The 18633-nt window shown below is 72.1% G+C and carries 16 protein-coding genes; 10 read left to right on the top strand and 6 right to left on the bottom strand.

Annotated features, from left to right (window positions below):
• Positions 1 to 64: 64 nt before the first annotated feature.
• From STRAU_RS26985 to STRAU_RS26975, 3 genes are all read right to left on the bottom strand, one after another.
• On the bottom strand, positions 65 to 493 hold the full coding sequence (locus tag STRAU_RS26985) for a hypothetical protein (RefSeq protein WP_016643565.1): 429 nt from the start codon (positions 491 to 493) through the stop codon (positions 65 to 67).
• An 86-nt stretch (positions 494 to 579) separates the two neighbouring features.
• A complete protein-coding gene (locus STRAU_RS26980; RefSeq protein ID WP_016643564.1) occupies positions 580 to 1281 on the bottom strand; it encodes a carbonic anhydrase in 702 nt (233 codons plus the stop codon).
• A 106-nt stretch (positions 1282 to 1387) separates the two neighbouring features.
• Positions 1388 to 2806, bottom strand: a complete 1419-nt coding sequence (locus tag STRAU_RS26975) for a purine-cytosine permease family protein (RefSeq protein ID WP_016643563.1) — start codon at positions 2804 to 2806, stop codon at positions 1388 to 1390.
• 150 nt (positions 2807 to 2956) lie between these two features.
• Between STRAU_RS26975 and STRAU_RS26970 the strand changes: the two genes are divergently transcribed.
• Complete coding sequence (locus tag STRAU_RS26970; protein WP_037662164.1) at positions 2957 to 4498, top strand: aromatic amino acid ammonia-lyase; 1542 nt, start codon at positions 2957 to 2959, stop codon at positions 4496 to 4498.
• On the top strand, positions 4495 to 5328 hold the full coding sequence (locus STRAU_RS26965; protein WP_037662161.1) for a MurR/RpiR family transcriptional regulator: 834 nt from the start codon (positions 4495 to 4497) through the stop codon (positions 5326 to 5328). Before STRAU_RS26970 ends, STRAU_RS26965 begins: the two co-directional genes overlap by 4 nt.
• A gap of 118 nt (positions 5329 to 5446) precedes the next feature.
• Here the strand turns inward: STRAU_RS26965 and STRAU_RS26960 are convergent, their stop codons facing one another.
• The gene (locus tag STRAU_RS26960; RefSeq protein WP_037662160.1) at positions 5447 to 6814 is read right to left on the bottom strand and encodes an APC family permease; all 1368 of its coding nucleotides are present in this window, start codon (positions 6812 to 6814) and stop codon (positions 5447 to 5449) included.
• 93 nt (positions 6815 to 6907) lie between these two features.
• Complete coding sequence (locus STRAU_RS26955) at positions 6908 to 8299, bottom strand: type III PLP-dependent enzyme domain-containing protein (protein WP_016643559.1); 1392 nt, start codon at positions 8297 to 8299, stop codon at positions 6908 to 6910.
• Between the two features lie 127 nt (positions 8300 to 8426).
• Between STRAU_RS26955 and hutU the strand changes: the two genes are divergently transcribed.
• The 4 genes from hutU (at position 8427) to hutI (ending at position 14121) form a co-directional block, all read left to right on the top strand.
• Positions 8427 to 10085, top strand: a complete 1659-nt coding sequence (gene hutU / locus STRAU_RS26950; RefSeq protein WP_037662158.1) for a urocanate hydratase — start codon at positions 8427 to 8429, stop codon at positions 10083 to 10085.
• A gap of 130 nt (positions 10086 to 10215) precedes the next feature.
• Positions 10216 to 11418 (top strand): allantoate amidohydrolase, encoded by a 1203-nt coding sequence (locus STRAU_RS26945; protein WP_016643557.1) that lies wholly within the window; start codon positions 10216 to 10218, stop codon positions 11416 to 11418.
• On the top strand, positions 11415 to 12770 hold the full coding sequence (locus STRAU_RS26940) for a formimidoylglutamate deiminase (RefSeq protein ID WP_016643556.1): 1356 nt from the start codon (positions 11415 to 11417) through the stop codon (positions 12768 to 12770). Before STRAU_RS26945 ends, STRAU_RS26940 begins: the two co-directional genes overlap by 4 nt.
• 181 nt (positions 12771 to 12951) lie before the next feature.
• Entirely contained in the window at positions 12952 to 14121 is a 1170-nt protein-coding gene (hutI, locus tag STRAU_RS26935) for an imidazolonepropionase (protein ID WP_016643555.1), read from the top strand.
• Between the two features lie 120 nt (positions 14122 to 14241).
• Here the strand turns inward: hutI and STRAU_RS26930 are convergent, their stop codons facing one another.
• Positions 14242 to 15219, bottom strand: coding sequence for an RNA polymerase sigma factor SigF (locus STRAU_RS26930; protein ID WP_063890377.1), 978 nt, complete (start codon positions 15217 to 15219; stop codon positions 14242 to 14244).
• Positions 15220 to 15512: 293 nt separating this feature from the next.
• On the opposite strand from STRAU_RS26930, the gene STRAU_RS26925 reads away from it, so the two are divergent.
• The 4 genes from STRAU_RS26925 (at position 15513) to STRAU_RS26910 (ending at position 18604) form a co-directional block, all read left to right on the top strand.
• Positions 15513 to 15881 carry an STAS domain-containing protein gene (locus STRAU_RS26925; RefSeq protein WP_037662153.1) on the top strand — a complete coding sequence of 123 codons (369 nt, stop codon included), beginning with the start codon at positions 15513 to 15515 and terminating at the stop codon, positions 15879 to 15881.
• Between the two features lie 203 nt (positions 15882 to 16084).
• Entirely contained in the window at positions 16085 to 16594 is a 510-nt protein-coding gene (locus STRAU_RS26920) for an ATP-binding protein (RefSeq protein ID WP_037662150.1), read from the top strand.
• Positions 16595 to 16877: 283 nt separating this feature from the next.
• Positions 16878 to 17645 carry an LPXTG cell wall anchor domain-containing protein gene (locus tag STRAU_RS26915; RefSeq protein ID WP_016643551.1) on the top strand — a complete coding sequence of 256 codons (768 nt, stop codon included), beginning with the start codon at positions 16878 to 16880 and terminating at the stop codon, positions 17643 to 17645.
• 29 nt (positions 17646 to 17674) lie between these two features.
• Complete coding sequence (locus STRAU_RS26910) at positions 17675 to 18604, top strand: COG1470 family protein (RefSeq protein ID WP_016643550.1); 930 nt, start codon at positions 17675 to 17677, stop codon at positions 18602 to 18604.
• Positions 18605 to 18633: the final 29 nt, after the last annotated feature.

Below are 18633 nucleotides of genomic sequence, written 5' to 3'. Positions count from 1 at the left end.
GGACGGGCTTTTCCCCACCCGCCCGCCCTTAACAGCCGGACGGGCTTCTCTGCCGTGCAGCCCCCTAGTCCTCCCAGTCGGGCTTGCGGTCGCGGGGTCGCATGAAGGAGAGGAGACCCGCGCCCCGCGAGGCGTGGACCGCGTTGACGCCGACGATGCCGAACCAGGTGACGAACAGGCCCGACAGCCCCGCGTTCACCACGCCGATCGCGGAGAGCGGGATGGCGAGGATCAGCGAGACGATGCCGAAGCCGAAGCGTTCGCCCCAGGAGTCGACGCCGCTGCCGGGGTTCCGGGCCCCCCGGGCCACGATCATCTGCTGCTCGGCCGTGTGCCGGCGCATGCGCCGGTCGATCGTGCCGTCGAGGCGCTTCTCGACCTTCTCCAAGAAGGAGTCGACCAGGGCGGACTCATACTCTTCGCCGAGGTCCTTGCGCGCGTGCAAGGCGGCGTCGAGTTCCTTCTTGAGTTCGGCGTCACGAGGGGCTTCCATAGCCAATACGGTACGCAAGCCGCCGCCGCCCCGTAAGTGGGGCTAGCCCCACTTTCGGGACGGGGCCAGACCCCCCGGGGCCCAGGTCAGGGCAGCACACGCACCAGACCGGAGTCGAGGTCGTAACGGGCGGCCACCACTGTGGCGGGCCGGAACGCGGCGTCCGCGCGCAAGGTGTTCCGCATGCGGGTGGCGTGCTTGCTCACCGTGTGGTCGACCCAGTCGCCGGGCTCGTCCCGGCAGGCCCACGCGGACGGGCCGATCCCCTCGACCAGGCGCGCCAGGTACCCGGGCGCCTCCTCGCCGGTGCGCAGCTGCTCTATGGCCGCACCGACGGCCCCGCACCGCTCGTGCCCGAGGACGACGACGAGCGGTATGTGCAGATGGCCGACGCCGTACTGGATGGAGCCGAGCACCGCCTCGTCGAGGACCTCGCCCGCGGTGCGCACGACCAGCAGATCGCCCAGACCCTGGTCGTAGATCAGCTCCGGCGGCACCCGGGAGTCGATGCAGGACAGGACGATCGCGAACGGGTCCTGGTCGTGGGCCAGTTCGATGCGTCTCGCGTGGTCCTCGTGCGGGTGCACGGAGGCTATTCGGGCCCAGCGTCTGTTGCCCTCGGTGAGGCGGGCGAGGGCCTGGTCGGCGTTTCTGGGGCGCGGGGCCGCCGGGCGGTTCCTGGCGGGTGCGGCGGAGGCCACGGCGGTGGCGGATGTGAGGAGGGTGGCGGCGGTCGCCCCCAGGAAGGCCCTGCGGTTGGCGGTCCTGCGTGGCGCGGTGGCGGGCATGGAGCATCCTCCGAAGTGGGGTCGCTATGTGGGCGGTTCACGGTATGTACGGCGCCCACGCCACCTCAAAGAGCCTTTGTCCAGACTTTGTTGAATCTGCGTCAGATCATGACGCGGGCGAGACCGGTCCGTGAGATTCCGCCGCGTACACCGTCTTCGTGGGTATGTGCGCCGTGTTCCGCCGCGCCACCGCCCAGTACAGGACCGCGGGCACCGCGAGCCCCACGATCCAGGAGATGTCCGCGCCGCCCAGGGGGTCCACCAGCGGGCCGGTGTAGAAGTGCGTTACCAGGAAGGGGAGTTGGGCGAGGAGCCCGACCACGTACACGGTGAGGGCGTCCCAGCGCCACGCGCCGTAGCGGCCGTGGGGGTCGGACAGCGCCGGGATGTCGTACCGCTCCTTGGAGATCAGGTAGTAGTCGACGAGGTTGATCGCCGACCACGGCGTGAAGAAGGTCAGGAGGAAGAGCAGGAAGTCCTTGAACGAGGTCAGGAAGCTGTCCTTGCCGAGGAGCGCGACCGTCGTGCCCGCGATCATGATGAGGGTGATGTACGCCGCCCGCCCGCGCGGCGAGAGCACCTTCTGGCCGCGGAAGCCGCTGACGCTCGTCACCATCGACATGAACCCGCCGTAGGTGTTCAGCACGTTGATGGTGAGCTTGCCGAGCGCGATCACGAAGTAGAGGAAGGACGCGACCAGGCCGGTGCCGCCGAGCCCGACCACGTACTCGACCTGGTTGCCCATGAACGCCCCGCCCGCGCTCGCCGCGACGAGCACCCCGAACGTCATGGACCACTGCGCCCCGAGCGCGGAGCCCGACAGCGTCCACCAGAACGTGGCCCGCCCCGACGTCGTACGCGGCAGATAGCGCGAGTAGTCCGCCACGTACGGCCCGAAGGCCAGCTGCCAGGAGGCGGAGAGGGAGACGGCCAGCAGGAACATCGGCAGGTCGAAGTGCGCGTCGGAGAGCAGCGTGGACAGGTCCACGCGGTCCAGGAGGCGGATGCCCAGGTAGACGAACGCCAGCGCGCAGATCACGCTCGCCACCCGGCCGAGGGCGTGGATGACGCGGTAGCCGACCGCCGCCATCACCGCCGTCACCGCCGCGAACAGCACGATGCCGGTGGTGTCGTTGGTGTGCGTGAGCTCGGCCGTGGCCTGGCCCGCGAGCACGCTGCCGCTCGCGAAGAAGCCCACGTACATGAGGATGACGAGCAGGAGCGGTACGACGGCGCCGCGCACCCCGAACTGCGCCCGGGACTGGATCATCTGCGGCAGGCCCAGCTTGGGGCCCTGCGCCGAGTGCAGGGCCATCACCGCGCCGCCGAGGACGTTGCCCAGCAGCAGCCCGGCGATCGACCACACCACGTCCCCGCCGAACACGACCGCGAGCGCGCCCGTGACGACCGCCGTGATCTGGAGGTTCGCGCCGAGCCAGAGCGTGAACTGGCTGAACGCGGTGCCGTGCCGCTCCGCGTCGGGGACGACGTCGATGGAGCGCCGCTCCACGAGGGACTCTGCCATGCCCGTGACCCCTTGGTTCTTGCTCGGCTGTATATCGTCATGCAGAGTTCTCGGTACCTGAATAGGTTGTCAATGCTTCGGCGTAAATCACTGGTAACGAGTGCTCGGCGGGCGAGATCCGCGGTCCGGTTTGAGGAGGAAATGCACGTGATGCCGTCTCGCATCGCGGACGTGGGCTCCGATGGGCCCGTCGTCGTCCTGGACGGTCTCGGCCTCCCGGTGGCCGATGTCGTGCGCCTCGCCGACTCCGCCGCGCGGCCCGTCCCCGGCACCGACGCCATGAAGCGCGCCGAGGAGTCCTGGAACGCGGCCCGCCGGATCGCCTCCTGGGGCCGGGTCTACGGCCGCTCCACCGGCGTCGGCGCCAACCGCACCGAGGACGTGCCCACCGAGGCCGCCGCCGACCACGGCCTGCGGCTCCTGCGCTCCCACGCGGGCGCCATCGGCGCCGAACTGCCCGCCCGCGAGGTCCGCGCGATGCTCGCGGTCCGCGCCAACCAGCTGCTCGCGGGCGGGGCGGGGCTGCGCCCGAGCGTCGTGACGGCGCTGTGCGAGGCGCTTCAGACCGGGGCGTACCCGAAGGTCAACGAGTTCGGGTCCGTCGGCACGGGCGACATCGCGGCCCTCTCCCAGATGGGCCTGGCCCTCGCGGGCGAACACCCCTGGGAGGGCCAGGCCCCCCGCCCCCAGCCCCTCGACAACAACGACGCACTCGCCCTGATCAGCAGCAACGCCCTCACCCTCGGCCAGTCCGCGCTCGCCCTGCACGAACTGCGCGGACTGCTCGGCGCGACCCAGGTGGTGGCCGCCCTCTCCCTCCTCGCGGTGGACGGTTCGTACGAGGCGTACGCGCTGCCCGTCCACGAGGCGCGGCGGCACCCCGGCTCGTACGCCGTCGCCGAGCGCATGCGCAGGCTGCTCGGCGCCGCCGACCGCCCGACGCCGCCGCTCGGCCGGATCCAGGACCCGTACGGATTCCGGTGCGTCCCGCAGATCCACGGGCCCGCGCACGATGCCGCCGACGCCCTGGAGGACGTCCTGACCGTGGAGATCAACGCGGCCGCCGAGAACCCCCTGATCTCGCCCGAGGACATGGCGGCGTACCACCACGGCGGCTTCTACATGGCCCAACTCGCCCTGTCCCTGGACCACTTCAGGCTCGCGGTGACCCAGGCGGCGCGGCTCTCCAGCTCCCGCCTGTCCACCCTCAACGAACCGGCGTTCACCCGCCTGCGCCCCTTCCTCGCCGACGCGGAACCCGCCTCGTCCGGGGTGATGATCCTGGAGTACGCGGCGGGCGCGGCCCTCGGTGATCTGCGGGCGTTCTCGGCCCCCGCCTCCCTCGGCCACGCCGTCCTCTCGCGGGGCGTCGAGGAACAGGCGAGCTTCGCGTCCCTCGCGGCGCGCCAGACGCTGCGGGCGCCCGGCGCCTACCGGCTCGTGGTGGGGTGCGAACTGGTCGCCGCGGTACGGGCGTTGCGGCAGCGCGAGCTGCGTCTGGACGACTCGCTCCCGGTGGCGTGGGCGTACGAACTCGCCGCCTCCGTCCTGGAGCAGGACACCGCGGACCGTCCGCTGACGGATGATGTGACGGCGGCGGCCGCCCTGCTCGACCGGTTCACGGAGCTCTGGGAGCACTTGGACGCGGGGGTCGGGGCGGACGAGGGGATCACGTGGAGAGGTACGGCATGAGTGACAGTCCCGCGGCGCGGCTTCAGGTGCTCTTCGAGGGGCACCGGCTGACGCCCACCCAGCGGCGCATCGCCCACTGCATGGTGCGGCGGGCCGCCGACGCGCCCTTCCTCTCCAGCGTGGAGCTCGCCGAACTCGCCGGCGTCAGCCAGCCGTCCGTGACCCGCTTCGCGGTCGCGCTCGGCTTCGACGGCTATCCCGCGCTGCGCCGGCATCTGCGGGAGGTGGCGCCCGCGGAGGCCGGGGCCGACGCCGACCTCAACGAGTACCAGCAGGCCGTGCACGCCGAGATCGAGAACCTCCGCCACCTCGCCGAGCTCCTCGCCGACCCCGCGCCGGTCGAGCGCGCCGGGCGGATCCTCGCCGCCTCCCGCCCCCTCCCCGTCCTCGGCCTGCGCGCCGCGGCCTCCCAGGCGTACGGGTTCTCCTACTTCGCCGCGAAGGTGCACCCCGATGTGCGCCTCCTCGACGAGGGCGGGTCCATGCTGACCGATCGCGTCGACGCGGCGGTGCGGGCCGGGGCCTCGGCTCTGCTCTGCTTCGCCCTGCCCCGCCACCCCCGCGAGGTCGTCGACGCCCTCGCCTACGCCCGCTCCACCGGCCTCACCGTCGTCACCGTCGCCGACTCGGCCTTCGCGCCCGTCGCCGCGCACTCCGACCTCCTCCTGCCCGCCGCCGTGGGCACGGGGCTCGCCTTCGACACGGCGTGCGCGCCGATGCTGCTCGGACGGGTCCTCCTGGAGGCCATGTGCGACGGGTTGCCGGACGCGCAGGCCCGGTTGGAGGAGTTCGATGTGGGGGCGGCGGAGCGGGGTCTGTTCGTGGAGTGAGCTTTCCCCAACCCCGGCGAAGTTTTAGCCCCTCCGGCGATTGAGGAGCGGGGTCTGGGGCTCGGGAAGGGGCGGGATTGGGGAAGCCCCCGGCAGGGCCGCCCCCCCGGTACCGGCACTAGCCCTCCTCCCGCACCCGGAGGACCGCCTTGTTCACCGCCCACAGGCCGATGCCGATCGCGAGCAGCACGCCCGCGCGGATGTAGACGTCCGCGGGACGGTCCGCGAGAGGGCTGGCCAGGACGAGGGCCGTGATCGCGCCGAGGATCGGAAGGATCGTGGGGGTGCGGAAGTGGGCATGGTCGACGGGATCGCGGCGCAGGACCAGGACCGCGACGTTGACCACCGCGAAGACGCACAGGAGCAGGAACGCCGTCGTGTCGCCGAGCCCCTCGATCTCGCCGGTGGAGACCAGGCCGACGGCGAGCAGCGAGACGAAGACGATGCCCACGATCGGCGTGCGGCGACGCGGCAGGACGCGGCTCATCGCGCGGGGCAGGATGCGTTCGTTGGCCATGCCGTAGCAGAGCCGGGAGGCCATCATGATGTTGATGAGGGCCGAGTTCGTGACCGCGAACAGGGCGATCAGGGCGAAGAGCTTGTGCGGGAAGTCGACCCCGCCGGCCTTCACCACTTCCAGGAGGGGCCCGCTGGAGCCGGACAGGGTCCTGTAGTCGACCAGGAGGGACGAGACCAGGGCCACCAGGACGTAGATCGTGCCGGTGACGGCGACCCCGATGAAGATCGCCTTGGGGAACGTACGCGTCGGATCCTTCGTCTCCTCGGCCATGTTCACCGAGTCCTCGAAGCCCACGAACGCGAAGAAGCCGAGGGCCGTCGCCCCGAGGACGCCGGTGAGCAGGGCGTACCCCGTGCCGCTCGCCTCGAACTCGGTGAGCCGGGCGGGCTCGCCGTCCCCGCTCAGCACCGCCCACGCGCCGATCGCGAGGATGATCAGCAGGCCGGTCAGCTCGACCACGGTGAGGACCACATTGGTCTTCACGGACTCCGAGACACCGCGCAGGTTCAGCGCCGCGAGCAGCAGGATGAACGCGATCGCCACCAGCGTCGGCGGCAGCGCGTCGCCGGTCAGCTCGCTCAGATAGTCGCCGCTGAAGGCGCGGGCCGCCGCGCTCGCCGACGACAGGCCCGAGGCCATCACCATGAAGGCGACGATGAAGGTGAGGAAGGGGACCTTGAACGCCTTCTGCGTGTAGAGGGCCGCGCCCGCCGCCTTCGGGTACTTGCCGACCAGCTCCACGTACGAGGCCGCCGTCAGGATCGCCACGACGAACCCGATCGCGAACGGCAGCCACAGCGCGCCGCCGACCTTTCCCGCGACCTTGCCGGTGGTGGCGTAGATGCCGGTGCCGAGGATGTCGCCGATCACGAAGAGGATGAGCAGCCTGGGGCCGAGCACGCGTTTCAGGCCGGGTTCCTCGGCCGCTGGTGGCGCGGTGGTTCCGTTCGTTCCTGACGTCGTCACAGGAGCCTCCCCCGAGTGTGACGGTGGGCCGTTTCCGGCTGGGAGGGACCTTCTGCCCGCGAGGCGCCCCGCTGAAGCGGGAGTTGAGCAACCTCAGAGCTCCCGCAGCGCATCCCGTACCGCCCCTCCCGACTCCGCCACGATCTCCTCCACGCGCTGCGGCGCGCGCACGACCGAGAACCGCACCGCCCCGCCCGCCCCCGGGTCCGGATCCGCCGCGAAGCCGTGGATCCCGGGCCTGGTCAGGCTGTTGTACGAGTAGTGGTGGGCGAAGTAGTAGGCGCCGGTGTCGAGCACCGCCACGTAGTCGCCCTGTTCCAGGGGTGGCAGCGGCCGGTCCCGGGCGAGCAGGTCGCCCGCGAAGCAGGCCGGGCCCGCGATGTCCTGGCCGATGGCGGGCCCGGACTTGGGGCGCCCCTTCGCGTCGTACGCGGCGATCCGCAGCGGCCACGCCTCGGGCGCGTACACCGTGCGCGTCGCCACCTGCACGCCCGCGTGCGTCAGCGCGATGCCGCGCCCGCCCGCCGACTTCACGTACTCGACGCGGGCCAGCAGCGTGCCGTGCTTGGCGAGCAGCGAGCGGCCGAACTCGGTGACCAGGCCGTAGCGCCCGTCGAGCAGTCCGGGCACCTCGCGGCGCAGCAGCCGCGCGTACGCGGCGTGCGTCGGGCTCTCCTCGTCCGAGGCGAAGTTGACGGGCAGGCCGCCGCCGATGTCCAGGGTGTCGATCTGGCGGCGGCCCGCACGCGCGTTGATCTCCTCGGCGAGTTCGTACGTCGCCCTGACGCCGCCCGCGAGCAGATCGAGCGGCATGCCCTGGGAGCCGGAGTGCGCGTGCAGTCGCGTCAGCCAGGGGCGGTCGAGGCAGGCGCGGACGACCCATTCACGCGCGCCCTCGTCCAGCAGCGGAACGCCGAACTTGGAGGTGGCCGTCGCCGTGGAGAGGGCCTCGATGGCACCGCCTCCGACCTGCGGGTTCACCCGGATTCCGAGAGGGGAGCGGGTGGGCGCGGACTGGACGAGGGCGTCGATGCGGGCCAGTTCCTGCGCGTTGTCGGCGTTGACGGCGATGCCGAGGGCGAGCGCCTCGCGCAGTTCGGCCGGGGTCTTGGCGGGGGAGTCGAGGACGGTGTGCGCGGGCGGTATCCCGGCGGCGCGCGCGAGGGCCAGCTCGCCCGGGCTCGCCACCTCCGCGCCGATCCCGGCGTCGTGCAGCAGCCGAAGCACCGGGACCAGCGGGGTCGCCTTCACGGCGAAGGCGTGCAGGACGGCCGTGCCAGGGGCGGTGACCTCGTCGAACGCGGCGCGCAGGGCGGCGGCGGCCGCGCGGATCCCGACGACGTCGAGCAGCCCGGCGAGCGGCACGTCCGGGCCGACGAGGCCCTGCTCGACGGCGGCGCGGACCGCTTGGTCGCGGCGGTCACTGGCGGGGGCGCCTTGGGGCAGCACCTGTGTGTCCTGATCCATGTCGTCGTCGAGGCCCATGTGATCCAGACAATCACCCGTGCGCCGCGCCCGCTGCCCCGTCGACCTATTGACTAGGTCTATTCACAAGCCCAGGATGTGAATATCACCGGCACAGACGTCATGGATCCCACGAGGAGGCACCGCCATGTCAGGACCCCGCCCCGTTCGAGCGCCGCGCGGTACGGAACTGAGCGCCCTGGGATGGCAGCAGGAGGCCGCCCTCCGGATGCTCCAGAACAACCTCGACCCCGAGGTCGCCGAGCACCCCGACAAGCTCGTCGTCTACGGCGGCACCGGCAAGGCGGCCCGCGACTGGCGCTCCTTCGACGCGATGGTGCGCACCCTGCGGACCCTGAAGCAGGACGAGACGATGCTGGTCCAGTCCGGCCGCCCGGTCGGCGTCATGCAGACCCATGAGTGGGCGCCGCGCGTGCTCATCGCCAACTCCAACCTGGTCGGCGACTGGGCGAACTGGGAGGAGTTCCGCCGCCTGGAGGCGCTCGGCCTCACCATGTACGGCCAGATGACGGCCGGTTCGTGGATCTACATCGGTACGCAGGGCATCCTCCAGGGCACGTACGAGACGTTCGCGGCCGTCGCCGCCAAGAAGTTCAACGGCACCCTTGCCGGGACGATCACCCTCACCGCCGGACTCGGCGGCATGGGCGGCGCCCAGCCGCTCGCCGTGACGATGAACGACGGCGTCGCGATCTGTATCGACTGCGACCCGCGTGCCATCGAGCGCCGCATCGAGCACAAGTACCTGGACGTGAGGGCCGACTCCCTGGAGCACGCCCTCCAGCTCGCCGTCGAGGCCCGCGACGCCCGCCGCCCGCTGTCGATCGGCCTCCTCGGCAACGCGGCGGACCTGCTCCCGCGGATGCTCGCCGAGTCCGCCCCCATCGACATCGTCACGGACCAGACGTCCGCCCACGACCCGCTCGCGTACCTCCCGTCCGGTGTCGACTTCGACGAGATGTCCTCGTACGCCGCCAAGGACCCGGCGGGCTTCACCACCCGCGCCCGTGAGTCCATGGCCAGGCACGTCGAGGCCATGGTCGGCTTCATGGACGCCGGCGCGGAGGTCTTCGACTACGGCAACTCCATCCGCGGCGAGGCCCAACTCGCGGGCTACGAGCGCGCGTTCGCGTTCCCCGGCTTCGTGCCCGCCTACATCCGCCCGCTCTTCTGCGAGGGCAAGGGCCCCTTCCGCTGGGCGGCGCTCTCCGGCGAGGCGTCCGACATCCACAAGACCGACAAGGCGATCCTCGACCTCTTCCCGGAGAACGAGTCCCTCCACCGCTGGATCAAGATGGCGGGGGAAAGGGTCCACTTCCAGGGTCTGCCCGCCCGCATCTGCTGGCTCGGCTACGGCGAGCGGGACAAGGCGGGCGAGCGCTTCAACGACATGGTGGCCTCCGGCGAGCTCCAGGCTCCCCTCGCCATCGGCCGCGACCACCTCGACTGCGGTTCCGTCGCCTCCCCCTACCGCGAGACCGAGGCGATGCTCGACGGCTCCGACGCGATCGCCGACTGGCCCCTCCTGAACGCCATGGTGAACGTGGCTTCCGGCGCTTCCTGGGTCTCCCTGCACCACGGCGGCGGCGTCGGCATGGGCCGCTCCATCCACGCGGGGCAGGTGAGCGTGGCCGACGGCACGAAGCTTGCCGGTGAGAAGGTGCGCCGCGTCCTGACGAACGACCCCGGGATGGGGGTCATCCGCCACGTGGACGCGGGCTACGACTCCGCCGAGGCCGTGGCGGACGACCGAGGCGTACGCGTTCCCATGCGGGAGTCCGAGTGAACGAGGAGATCTCCCCCAACCCGCCCCGTCCCGAGCCGGGGGCGCTGCCCCCGGACCCCCGCTCCTCAAACGCCGGAGGGGGGGAAGGGGCGGGATTGGGGAGCCCCCGGCAGGGCCCACCTTCCAGCAGATGTGGAACGACCTCCGCCCCATCGGGCGGGACCCCGAGTCCAACGGCTACCGCCGCTTCGCGTGGACCGGCGCAGACGCAGACTGCCGCACCTGGTTCCAGGAACAGGCGGAAACCCGCGGCCTGACGTACGAGACGGACCGCAACGGCAACCAGTGGGCCTGGCTCGGCGACCCGACCGCCGGGGACGCCGTGGTCACCGGCTCCCACCTGGACTCCGTCCCGGACGGCGGAGCCTTCGACGGCCCCCTCGGCGTCGTGTCGTCCTTCGCCGCCCTCGACGAACTCCGCGCCAGGGGAGCGGAGTTCACCAAGCCCCTCGCCATCACGAACTTCGGCGACGAGGAGGGCGCCCGCTTCGGCCTGGCCTGCGTCGGCTCCCGCCTCACCGCGGGCAAACTGACCCGAGAGGCGGCGTACGAACTCCGCGACGCGGACGGCGTCAGCCTCCCGGAGGCGATGGAGGCGGCGGGCTACGACCCGTCGGCGATCGGCGCGGACCCCGAACGCCTCGCCCGCGTGGGCGCGTTCGTGGAGCTGCACGTGGAACAGGGCCGAGCCCTGGACCTGTCCGGCGACCCGGTCGGCATCGCCAGCGCCATCTGGCCGCACGGCCGCTGGCGCTTCGACTTCCGCGGCGAGGCCAACCACGCGGGCACCACCCGCCTGGTGGACCGCAGAGACCCGATGCTGTCGTACGCAGAGACGGTCCTGGCCGCCCGCCGCGAGGCCGAACTCGCGGGCGCGGTCGCGACGTTCGGCAAGATCGCGGTCGAGCCGAACGGCGTGAACGCCATCCCGTCCCTGGTCCGCGGCTGGCTCGACTCACGCGCCGCCGACCAGGACACCCTCGACACGGTGGTGACGGCGATCGAGAAGGCGGCCCACGACTACGCCGACCGGCACGGCATCGACCTCGACGTCGTCCGGGAGTCCTTCACGCCGGTCGTGGAGTTCCAGCACGCCCTGCGCGACGAGCTGGGCGCGGTGCTGCGCGAGCGCACCGGCCGCGACATCCCCGTCCTCGGCACCGGCGCCGGGCACGACGCGGGCATTTTGTCCGAGTCGGTCCCCACCGCCATGCTGTTCGTACGCAACCCGACAGGCGTCTCGCACTCGCCCGCCGAGCACGCCGCCGAGGACGACTGCCTGGCCGGGGTGCGCGCACTGGCCGACGTACTGGAGGGTCTCGCGTGCCGTTGACGCACACGTACTGGGCGGAACACGCCTGGCTGGAGCCGACCGTCGAGCCCGGCGTGGCGCTCGACGTCGGGGCCGACGGCCGGATCGCGGCCGTCCGCACCGGCGTCGAGGCCCCGCCGCCCGGCGCGACCGTCCTGCGCGGCCTGACGCTCCCGGGCCTCGCCAACGCCCACTCGCACGCCTTCCACCGCGCCCTGCGCTCCACCGTGCAGGTGGGCAGCGGCACGTTCTGGACGTGGCGCGAGGTCATGTACTCGGTGGCCGACCGCCTCACCCCGGAGACGTACCACGCGCTCGCGCGGGCGGTGTACGCGGAGATGGCGCTGGCCGGCGTCACGGCCGTCGGCGAGTTCCACTACCTCCACCACGCGCCCGGCGGCACGCCTTACGCCGACCCCAACGCGATGGGCGAGGCCCTGATCGCCGCGGCCGCCGACGCGGGCATCCGCATCACGCTCCTCGACACGGCGTACGTCGCCTCGGGACTGCGGAGCGCGGCGGAGGGCGAGCCGCCCAACCGGCACCAGCTCCGCTTCTCCGACGGCACGACGGAGAAGTGGGCCGAGCGGGTGTCCCTCCTCACGGAGGGCGACCGCGAACACGTCCGCGTCGGCGCGGCCATCCACTCCGTACGGGCCGTGCCCGCGCGGCAGTTGGGCGCCGTCGCCGAGTGGGCCGTTTCGCGCGGGGCGCCGCTGCACGTCCACCTCTCCGAGCAGACCGCCGAGAACGACGCCTGCCTCGCCGTGCACGGCTGCACGCCCACGCGCCTGCTCGCCGACCACGGCGTCCTTGGCGCGCGCACCACCGGCGTCCACAACACCCACCTCACCGACGCCGACATCGCGCTCCTCGGCGGCTCCGGCACCGGCACCTGCATGTGCCCGACCACCGAACGCGACCTCGCCGACGGGATCGGGCCCGCGCCCGCCCTCCAGCGCGCGGGCAGCCCCCTCTCCCTCGGCAGCGACAGCCACGCCGTCATCGACCTCTTCGAAGAGGCGCGCGCCATGGAGCTGAACGAACGCCTCCGTACGCGCACCCGCGGCCACTGGACCGCCGCGGCGCTGCTGCGCGCCGCCTCCGCCGACGGGCACGCCGCGCTCGGCTGGGCCGACGCCGGATCCCTCGAACCCGGTGCCCTCGCCGACTTCACCACCGTCGCGCTCGACTCCGTCCGGACCGCCGGGGCGATGCCGCGGCTCGCGGCTGAGGTGGCGGTGTTCGCGGCCTCGGCGGTGGATGTCCGGCACACGGTGGTGGGGGGCCGCCAGGTGGTCCGCGACGGCGAGCACACCTTGCTCCCCGACGTGCCGTCGGCGCTGGCGGAGGCGGTGTCGACGCTGCGCTGAGCTTTCCCCCACCCCGCCCCTTCCCGTAACCAGGGGGCTCCGCCCCCTGGACCCCCGCTATGGCCAGGTACCGCCGCTCCGGCGTTTGAGGAGCGGGGTCTGCGGAGCCCCAGTTTCGGGAAGGGGCGGGATTGGGGAAACCGCCGGAGGCACCCACCCACCCACGGACAGGACCACCACCGTGACCACCACCCTCATCACCAACATCGCCACCCTCGTCACCAACGACCCCGCCCTCGGAGAGGGCCCCCTCGGCCTCGTAGAGAACGCCGCCGTCGTCCTCGACGGCGAGACAGTCGCGTGGGTGGGCCCCGCCACGAAGGCCCCCGCGGCGGACGAGACGTACGACGCGGATGGCCGCGCGGCCATCCCCGGCTTCGTGGACTCCCACTCCCACCTCCTCTTCGCGGGCGACCGCACCAAGGAGTTCAACGCCCGCATGGAGGGCCGCCCGTACGAGGCGGGCGGCATCCGCACCACGGTCGCCGCGACCCGCGCGGCCACGGACGCGGAGCTGGAGGCGAACGTCACCCACTACCTCCGCGAGGCGCTGCTCCAGGGCACGACGACGTTCGAGACGAAGTCGGGGTACGGCCTGACGACGGAGGACGAGGCCCGCGCCCTGCGCATCGCGGCCCGCCACACCGACGAGGTGACGTTCCTCGGCGCACACATCGTGTCGCCGGACTTCGCCGATGACCCGGCGGCGTACGTCGCACTCGTCACCGGCGAGATGCTGGAGGCATGCGCGCCGCACGCCCGGTGGGTCGACGTGTTCTGCGAGAAGGGCGCGTTCGACGGCGACCAGGCGCGGGCGATCCTGAGCGCCGGAAAGGCGAAGGGCCTGCACCCGCGCGTGCACGCCAACCAGCTCTCCTACGGCCCAGGCGTCCAACTCGCCGTGGAACTGGACGCGGCGAGCGCCGACCACTGCACACACCTGACGGACGCGGACGTCGACGCCCTGGCGAACAGCAACACGGTGGCGACCCTCCTCCCCGGCGCCGAGTTCTCCACCCGCGCAGAGTGGCCCGACGCCCGCCGCCTCCTGGACGCGGGCGCGACGGTGGCCCTCTCCACGGACTGCAACCCGGGCTCGTCCTTCACGTCCTCGGTCCCCTTCTGCATCGCCCTAGCCGTACGCGACATGGGAATGACCCCGGACGAAGCCCTCTGGTCGGCCACAGCGGGCGGCGCCGCGGCCCTGCGCCGCACGGACGTCGGCCGCCTCACCCCGGGCACCCGCGCCGACCTGGCACTCCTGGACGCCCCGAGCCACGTCCACCTGGCGTACCGGCCGGGGGTGCCGCTGGTCTCGGGGGTGTGGCGGCGCGGCGTACGCGTGCGCTGAGCGGAGCAGCAACGGCTTGGGGGCCGCCCGGTGGGCGGCCCCCAAGCCGTTTGCGTCCGGTTCACCCGGGCATGCGCCCCGTGCGGGCGCGTACTCCTGGGTGCTCCTGGTCAGTGTTTCCTACTCCTCGAGCGTCAGCCCCTTGCGGAGCTTGACGAGAGTGCGCGACAGCAGTCGCGACACGTGCATCTGCGAGATGCCCAGCTCCTCGCCGATCTCCGACTGCGTCATGTTGGCGACGAAGCGCAGCGAGAGGATCTTCCGGTCCCGGGGCGGGAGTTCGGCGATCAGCGGCTTCAGGGACTCGACGTACTCGATGCCCTCGAGGCCGTGGTCCTCGTAGCCGATGCGGTCGGCGAGGGCGCCTTCGGAGTCGTCCTCCTCGGGCTGGGCGTCGAGCGAGCTGGCGGTGTAGGCGTTGGACGCCGCCATGCCCTCGACGACCTCCTCGTTCGAGATGCCGAGGCGCTCGGCGAGTTCGGCCACTGTCGGCGCGCGGTCGAACTTCTGCGCCAGCTCGTCGCCCGCCTTGGCCAGGTCGAGGCGGAGCTCCTGCAGCCTGCGCGGGACGCGCACCGACCACGACGTGTCGCGGAAGAAGCGCTTGATCTCGCCGACGATCGTCGGCATCGCGAAGGTGGGGAACTCGACGCCGCGGCTGAGCTCGAAGCGGTCGATCGCCTTGATCAGGCCGATGGTGCCGACCTGGATGATGTCCTCCATCGGCTCACTGCGGGAGCGGAACCGGGAGGCGGCGAACTTCACCAGGGCGAGGTTGAGCTCGACGAGGGTGTTGCGGACGTACGCGTACTCGTGCGTGCCTTCCTCGAGGGACTCGAGCCGCTCGAAGAGGGTCTTGGACAGGGCCCGCGCGTCCAGCGGCCCCACCTCGTCGTACGGCGGGATCTCCGGGAGCCCCTCAAGGCTCTCGTGCTCTCCGGCGCCGGCGAGCGGGGGCTCGGTCACGGCGGTCGGTACGGCTTCGTGGGCGGGACCCGGGAGCCCTGGGACAGCGGTCTCGGTGCGGTTCGGCGGGGGTGTCGACGTCGCTTGGTCAGTACGCGATTCGTCGAGCCGGGGTGACATGGTCTCCTCCATCGTTCTCGGCATATGGCTGCCGATGCCACTACGTGCACTGCGGTGTGCGGCGCCTCCATGGCCGTCCGTGTCGATTGATGTCTCTTCTACCCCTACCCGCTTCCGCGTCGGAGTCGCAAGTGCGTTCCGTGGCGAAATGTCCGAATTCGGGGGGATGTTCGGGTACCCCAGACCGTAGGGAAGGCGTAATGTTCAAGGGCGTCGTCGCGCGTCGGAGTGCACGGGCGAGCGCACGGTGACAGCCCACGACTTGCAAGCAACAGCCCACGACTTGTCGGGAAGAGAGTGACGGCATGGACCGCGGGACGGTCGGCAGCGCACACAGGGGCCGGCTTCTGGTCGAAGTCCGGAAAGAGGGCCGCAGCGCCGTCGTGACTCCGGCGGGTGAGTTGGATCACCACACCGCCGATCTGTTGCGCGAGCCGCTGGAAGCCTGTGTCGACGACGGCTTCGCACGCCTCGTGATCGACTGCTCACAGCTCGAGTTCTGCGACTCGACGGGGCTCAATGTGCTCCTCGGGGCCCGGCTCAAGGCCGAGGCGGAGGGCGGTGGGGTCCATCTGGCCGGGATGCTGCCCGTGGTGGCCAGGGTGTTCGAGATCACCGGCGCCGATGCCGTCTTCACCGTCCACGAGACGCTCGAAGCGGCGCTGGCCGACTGAGTCTGGTGACTCTCCGTGCGTGGCGTGAAGAGTTACGCGTCAGTTGTCGCTGTGTGATCGATGCGTTACCAGCGTCACACGGATCGTGCCGAATCCATGGGTGTTCGTACGGATCGGCCGGGCAGGAGTCACCCTGAGTCTGTCGTCCACATCCATCAAGTCATTCATCAAGTCAAAGTCCTTGTCGGTGAGGTGAAGTGCTGATGAGCACCACCCGGCCTTACTCGCCGGGCGACCGCGGCCCGGAGTCGGAGGCCGCCGTCGCGGCTGCTCCCGGGTCCGCGGCCGCCCCGGGTTCCGGGGGCCGCCAGGTCCGCAGGCTGAGCCTGAACGGAGCGAGCGGCATCGTGCCCCTGTCGCGCGACTTCACCCGGGAGGCGCTGCACGCCTGGGGCTGGCTGCCCGCCGCCGGCGCGGATCACCGCGCCGCCGCCGAGGACGTGCTGCTCGTGGTCTCCGAGCTGGTCACCAACGCGTGCCTGCACGCCGAGGGGCCCGAGGAGCTCTGGCTCAGCTGCGACGGCAAGGTCCTGCGCGTCGAGGTCTCCGACCGCGGCGCCGGCCAGCCCGCGCCCCGCACCCCGCACCGCGCGGGGCGGCCCGGCGGCCACGGAATGTTCATCGTGCAGCGGCTCTGCCTGGACTGGGGGGTCGTGCGGACGCCCGGTTCGGCGGGCAAGACGGTGTGGGCGGAATTGGGCGCCCCCAACTAGTCCGGGGGGCCGGACCCCTCGCGGACCACCCGGCCGGGGTTCTGGCGCATTCGCCCCCCGGGGCCGTGGCTGGCGCTGATCGCGCTGCGCGCTCGTCCTCAAACGCCGGACGGGCTGATATCCCAAGTTCCCCGACGCGTCGGACCATCACGGATCCGGCGCGTCCTTTGTCTTCCCTCGGCAAGGCCCCGGGCGTACCTTGAGCGCCCAATCTGATGTGCCGTCAGTAAATTCGCTCGCGCGGCACGGACTCGCCCGCACCACGGCATGAGGGGAAAACGAGGTGTCGTACCAGAAACAGACGGCCGCGCTCGTGCTCGCCACGGCCCTGGCCGGATCGGCTCTGCTCGTCGCCGCGCCGGCCGCCCAGGCCGAGGTCCAGAACGTGGACTACCAGTGCAAGACCCCCATCGGGAACAAGGGGGCGGTCTCGCCGATCGACATCAAGAGCGTCAAGAGCGGCAGCGGCTACAAGCTCACGATGTCCTTCCAGAAGGGCGTCTCCTCCAGCCCCGTCGAACTCGGCAAGGGCGCGATGAAGCCCAGCGCGGTGATCAAGCTGGGCGGCGCGGAGAGCGGCACGGTCGCCGTCTCCGGACCCACCAACCCGGAGGCCGTTCCGGCCAACACCCCCATCAAGATCACCGACCTGACGGGCACCTACACGCCCAAGAAGTCGGGCAAGGTCACGTTCACGGCCGGGGTGCTCACGATCAAGGCACTCGGTACGACCACGACGTGTACGCCCGCGAACAACCCCAAGCCGTCCCTGACGCTCGACGTCAAGGGCTCGGGCGGGGGATCGGGCGGTACGGGCGGTTCGGGCTCGGACTCCGGGGCCGACGCGGGGTCGGGCTCCGGATCCGGCTCCGGTTCCGGTGACACCTCCAGTGGCTCGGGGGGCGCGCCCTCCGGCAGCGACGAGCTGCCGCAGACCGGCCCCGCCGACTCCGCGATCGCGCTCGGCACCCTCGGCGGCACCGTGCTGCTCGCGGGCGCGGCCGGTGTGCTGTGGCTGACCCGGCGGAACCAGGCGGCGCGGTCGCGCTGAGTTGCAGGTACGAGCACGGGGAGCCGCCGATGCCGCTGATGCCGTCGACGTGGGGAACGCGTGGGGCGCGTGCGCTGTGTGTGGGCGCCGCGGCGCTGCTCACGTGGTGCGCCGGAGGTCCGGCGGGGGCGGCCGACGGTCCCGCGCGCGGTGTCGGCGACCGTGCCGCGCGGGCCGTCGACGACGCCGCCGCGTGGTCCGTCGCGCCCTCCGCGGGGGCCGGGGCGCGATCCGCGCGGGACGGCGGGCGGCCCTGCTTCTACGCGGAGGGCGACCCCGGATCCGTACTCCAGGACACCGTGTCCGTGACCAACCCGGGGGACCGGCCGCGCACCGTAACCCTGCGCGGCGCCGGTCCGGCCGGCACCGGGAAGTGGCTCGCCTTCGCGAAGCGCGAGGTGACCGTGCCGCCGCGGACGCGTGCCGACGTGCCGTTCACCGTGACGGTGCCGACGGGTGCCACGCCCGGCGACCACCTCGGTGAGGTCGTCGCGCGCGGCGGCGGGCGGGACGAGCGGGTCGCGGTGCGGCTGCGGGTGAGCGGGCCCACGCTGTCCGCGCTCACCGTGGAGCGGGTCCGGGTGGACGCGGGGGCGGGGCGGATCTCGTACGACCTGGTCAACCGCGGCAACACCGTCCTTGAGCCGCGCGTCGCGGTGCGGGCCGAGGGGGTGTTCGGCGAGCTGCTCGACCGCGGGGCGCGGAAGCTGCCGCTCGAACTGGCCCCGGGGCGGCGGGTCTCCCTCACGGAACCGTGGGGCGGGGTGCCCGCGTTCGACTCGGTCGACGTGAAGCTGACGGTCACCGCGGGGGGTGGGGTACGGGAGCTTGGCGCTGCCTCCGCGTGGATCGTGCCCTGGTCCGGGGTTGCCGGTGGGGGCGCCGTGGTCCTGATGGTCGCGGGGGGCTTTGTTGCTGTACGTCGGCGTCGGCGGGTGGAGGCATCCCGTGAACGGTAAGTCGGTAAAAGCCCGCCGCTTCGCGGCGG

Source organism: Streptomyces aurantiacus JA 4570 (genome assembly GCF_000414115.1).
GTDB lineage: Bacteria > Actinomycetota > Actinomycetes > Streptomycetales > Streptomycetaceae > Streptomyces > Streptomyces aurantiacus_A.
The sequence above is the reverse complement of the archived record's forward strand: the minus strand, read 5'-3'. Positions and strand labels throughout refer to the sequence as shown.

Bases quoted from the DNA above. Each gene is read 5' to 3' on its own strand.
- STRAU_RS26920 (WP_037662150.1), top strand. From the start codon at position 16,085: ATGAGCACCACCCGGCCTTACTCGCCGGGCGACCGCGGCCCGGAGTCG.
- STRAU_RS26930 (WP_063890377.1), bottom strand. From the start codon at position 15,219: ATGGAGGAGACCATGTCACCCCGGCTCGACGAATCGCGTACTGACCAA.
- STRAU_RS26910 (WP_016643550.1), top strand. From the start codon at position 17,675: ATGCCGCTGATGCCGTCGACGTGGGGAACGCGTGGGGCGCGTGCGCTG.
- STRAU_RS26970 (WP_037662164.1), top strand. From the start codon at position 2,957: ATGCCGTCTCGCATCGCGGACGTGGGCTCCGATGGGCCCGTCGTCGTC.
- STRAU_RS26980 (WP_016643564.1), bottom strand. From the start codon at position 1,281: ATGCCCGCCACCGCGCCACGCAGGACCGCCAACCGCAGGGCCTTCCTG.
- STRAU_RS26945 (WP_016643557.1), top strand. From the start codon at position 10,216: ATGTGGAACGACCTCCGCCCCATCGGGCGGGACCCCGAGTCCAACGGC.
- STRAU_RS26955 (WP_016643559.1), bottom strand. From the start codon at position 8,299: ATGGGCCTCGACGACGACATGGATCAGGACACACAGGTGCTGCCCCAA.
- STRAU_RS26975 (WP_016643563.1), bottom strand. From the start codon at position 2,806: ATGGCAGAGTCCCTCGTGGAGCGGCGCTCCATCGACGTCGTCCCCGAC.
- STRAU_RS26965 (WP_037662161.1), top strand. From the start codon at position 4,495: ATGAGTGACAGTCCCGCGGCGCGGCTTCAGGTGCTCTTCGAGGGGCAC.
- STRAU_RS26925 (WP_037662153.1), top strand. From the start codon at position 15,513: ATGGACCGCGGGACGGTCGGCAGCGCACACAGGGGCCGGCTTCTGGTC.
- hutU (WP_037662158.1), top strand. From the start codon at position 8,427: ATGTCAGGACCCCGCCCCGTTCGAGCGCCGCGCGGTACGGAACTGAGC.
- STRAU_RS26985 (WP_016643565.1), bottom strand. From the start codon at position 493: ATGGAAGCCCCTCGTGACGCCGAACTCAAGAAGGAACTCGACGCCGCC.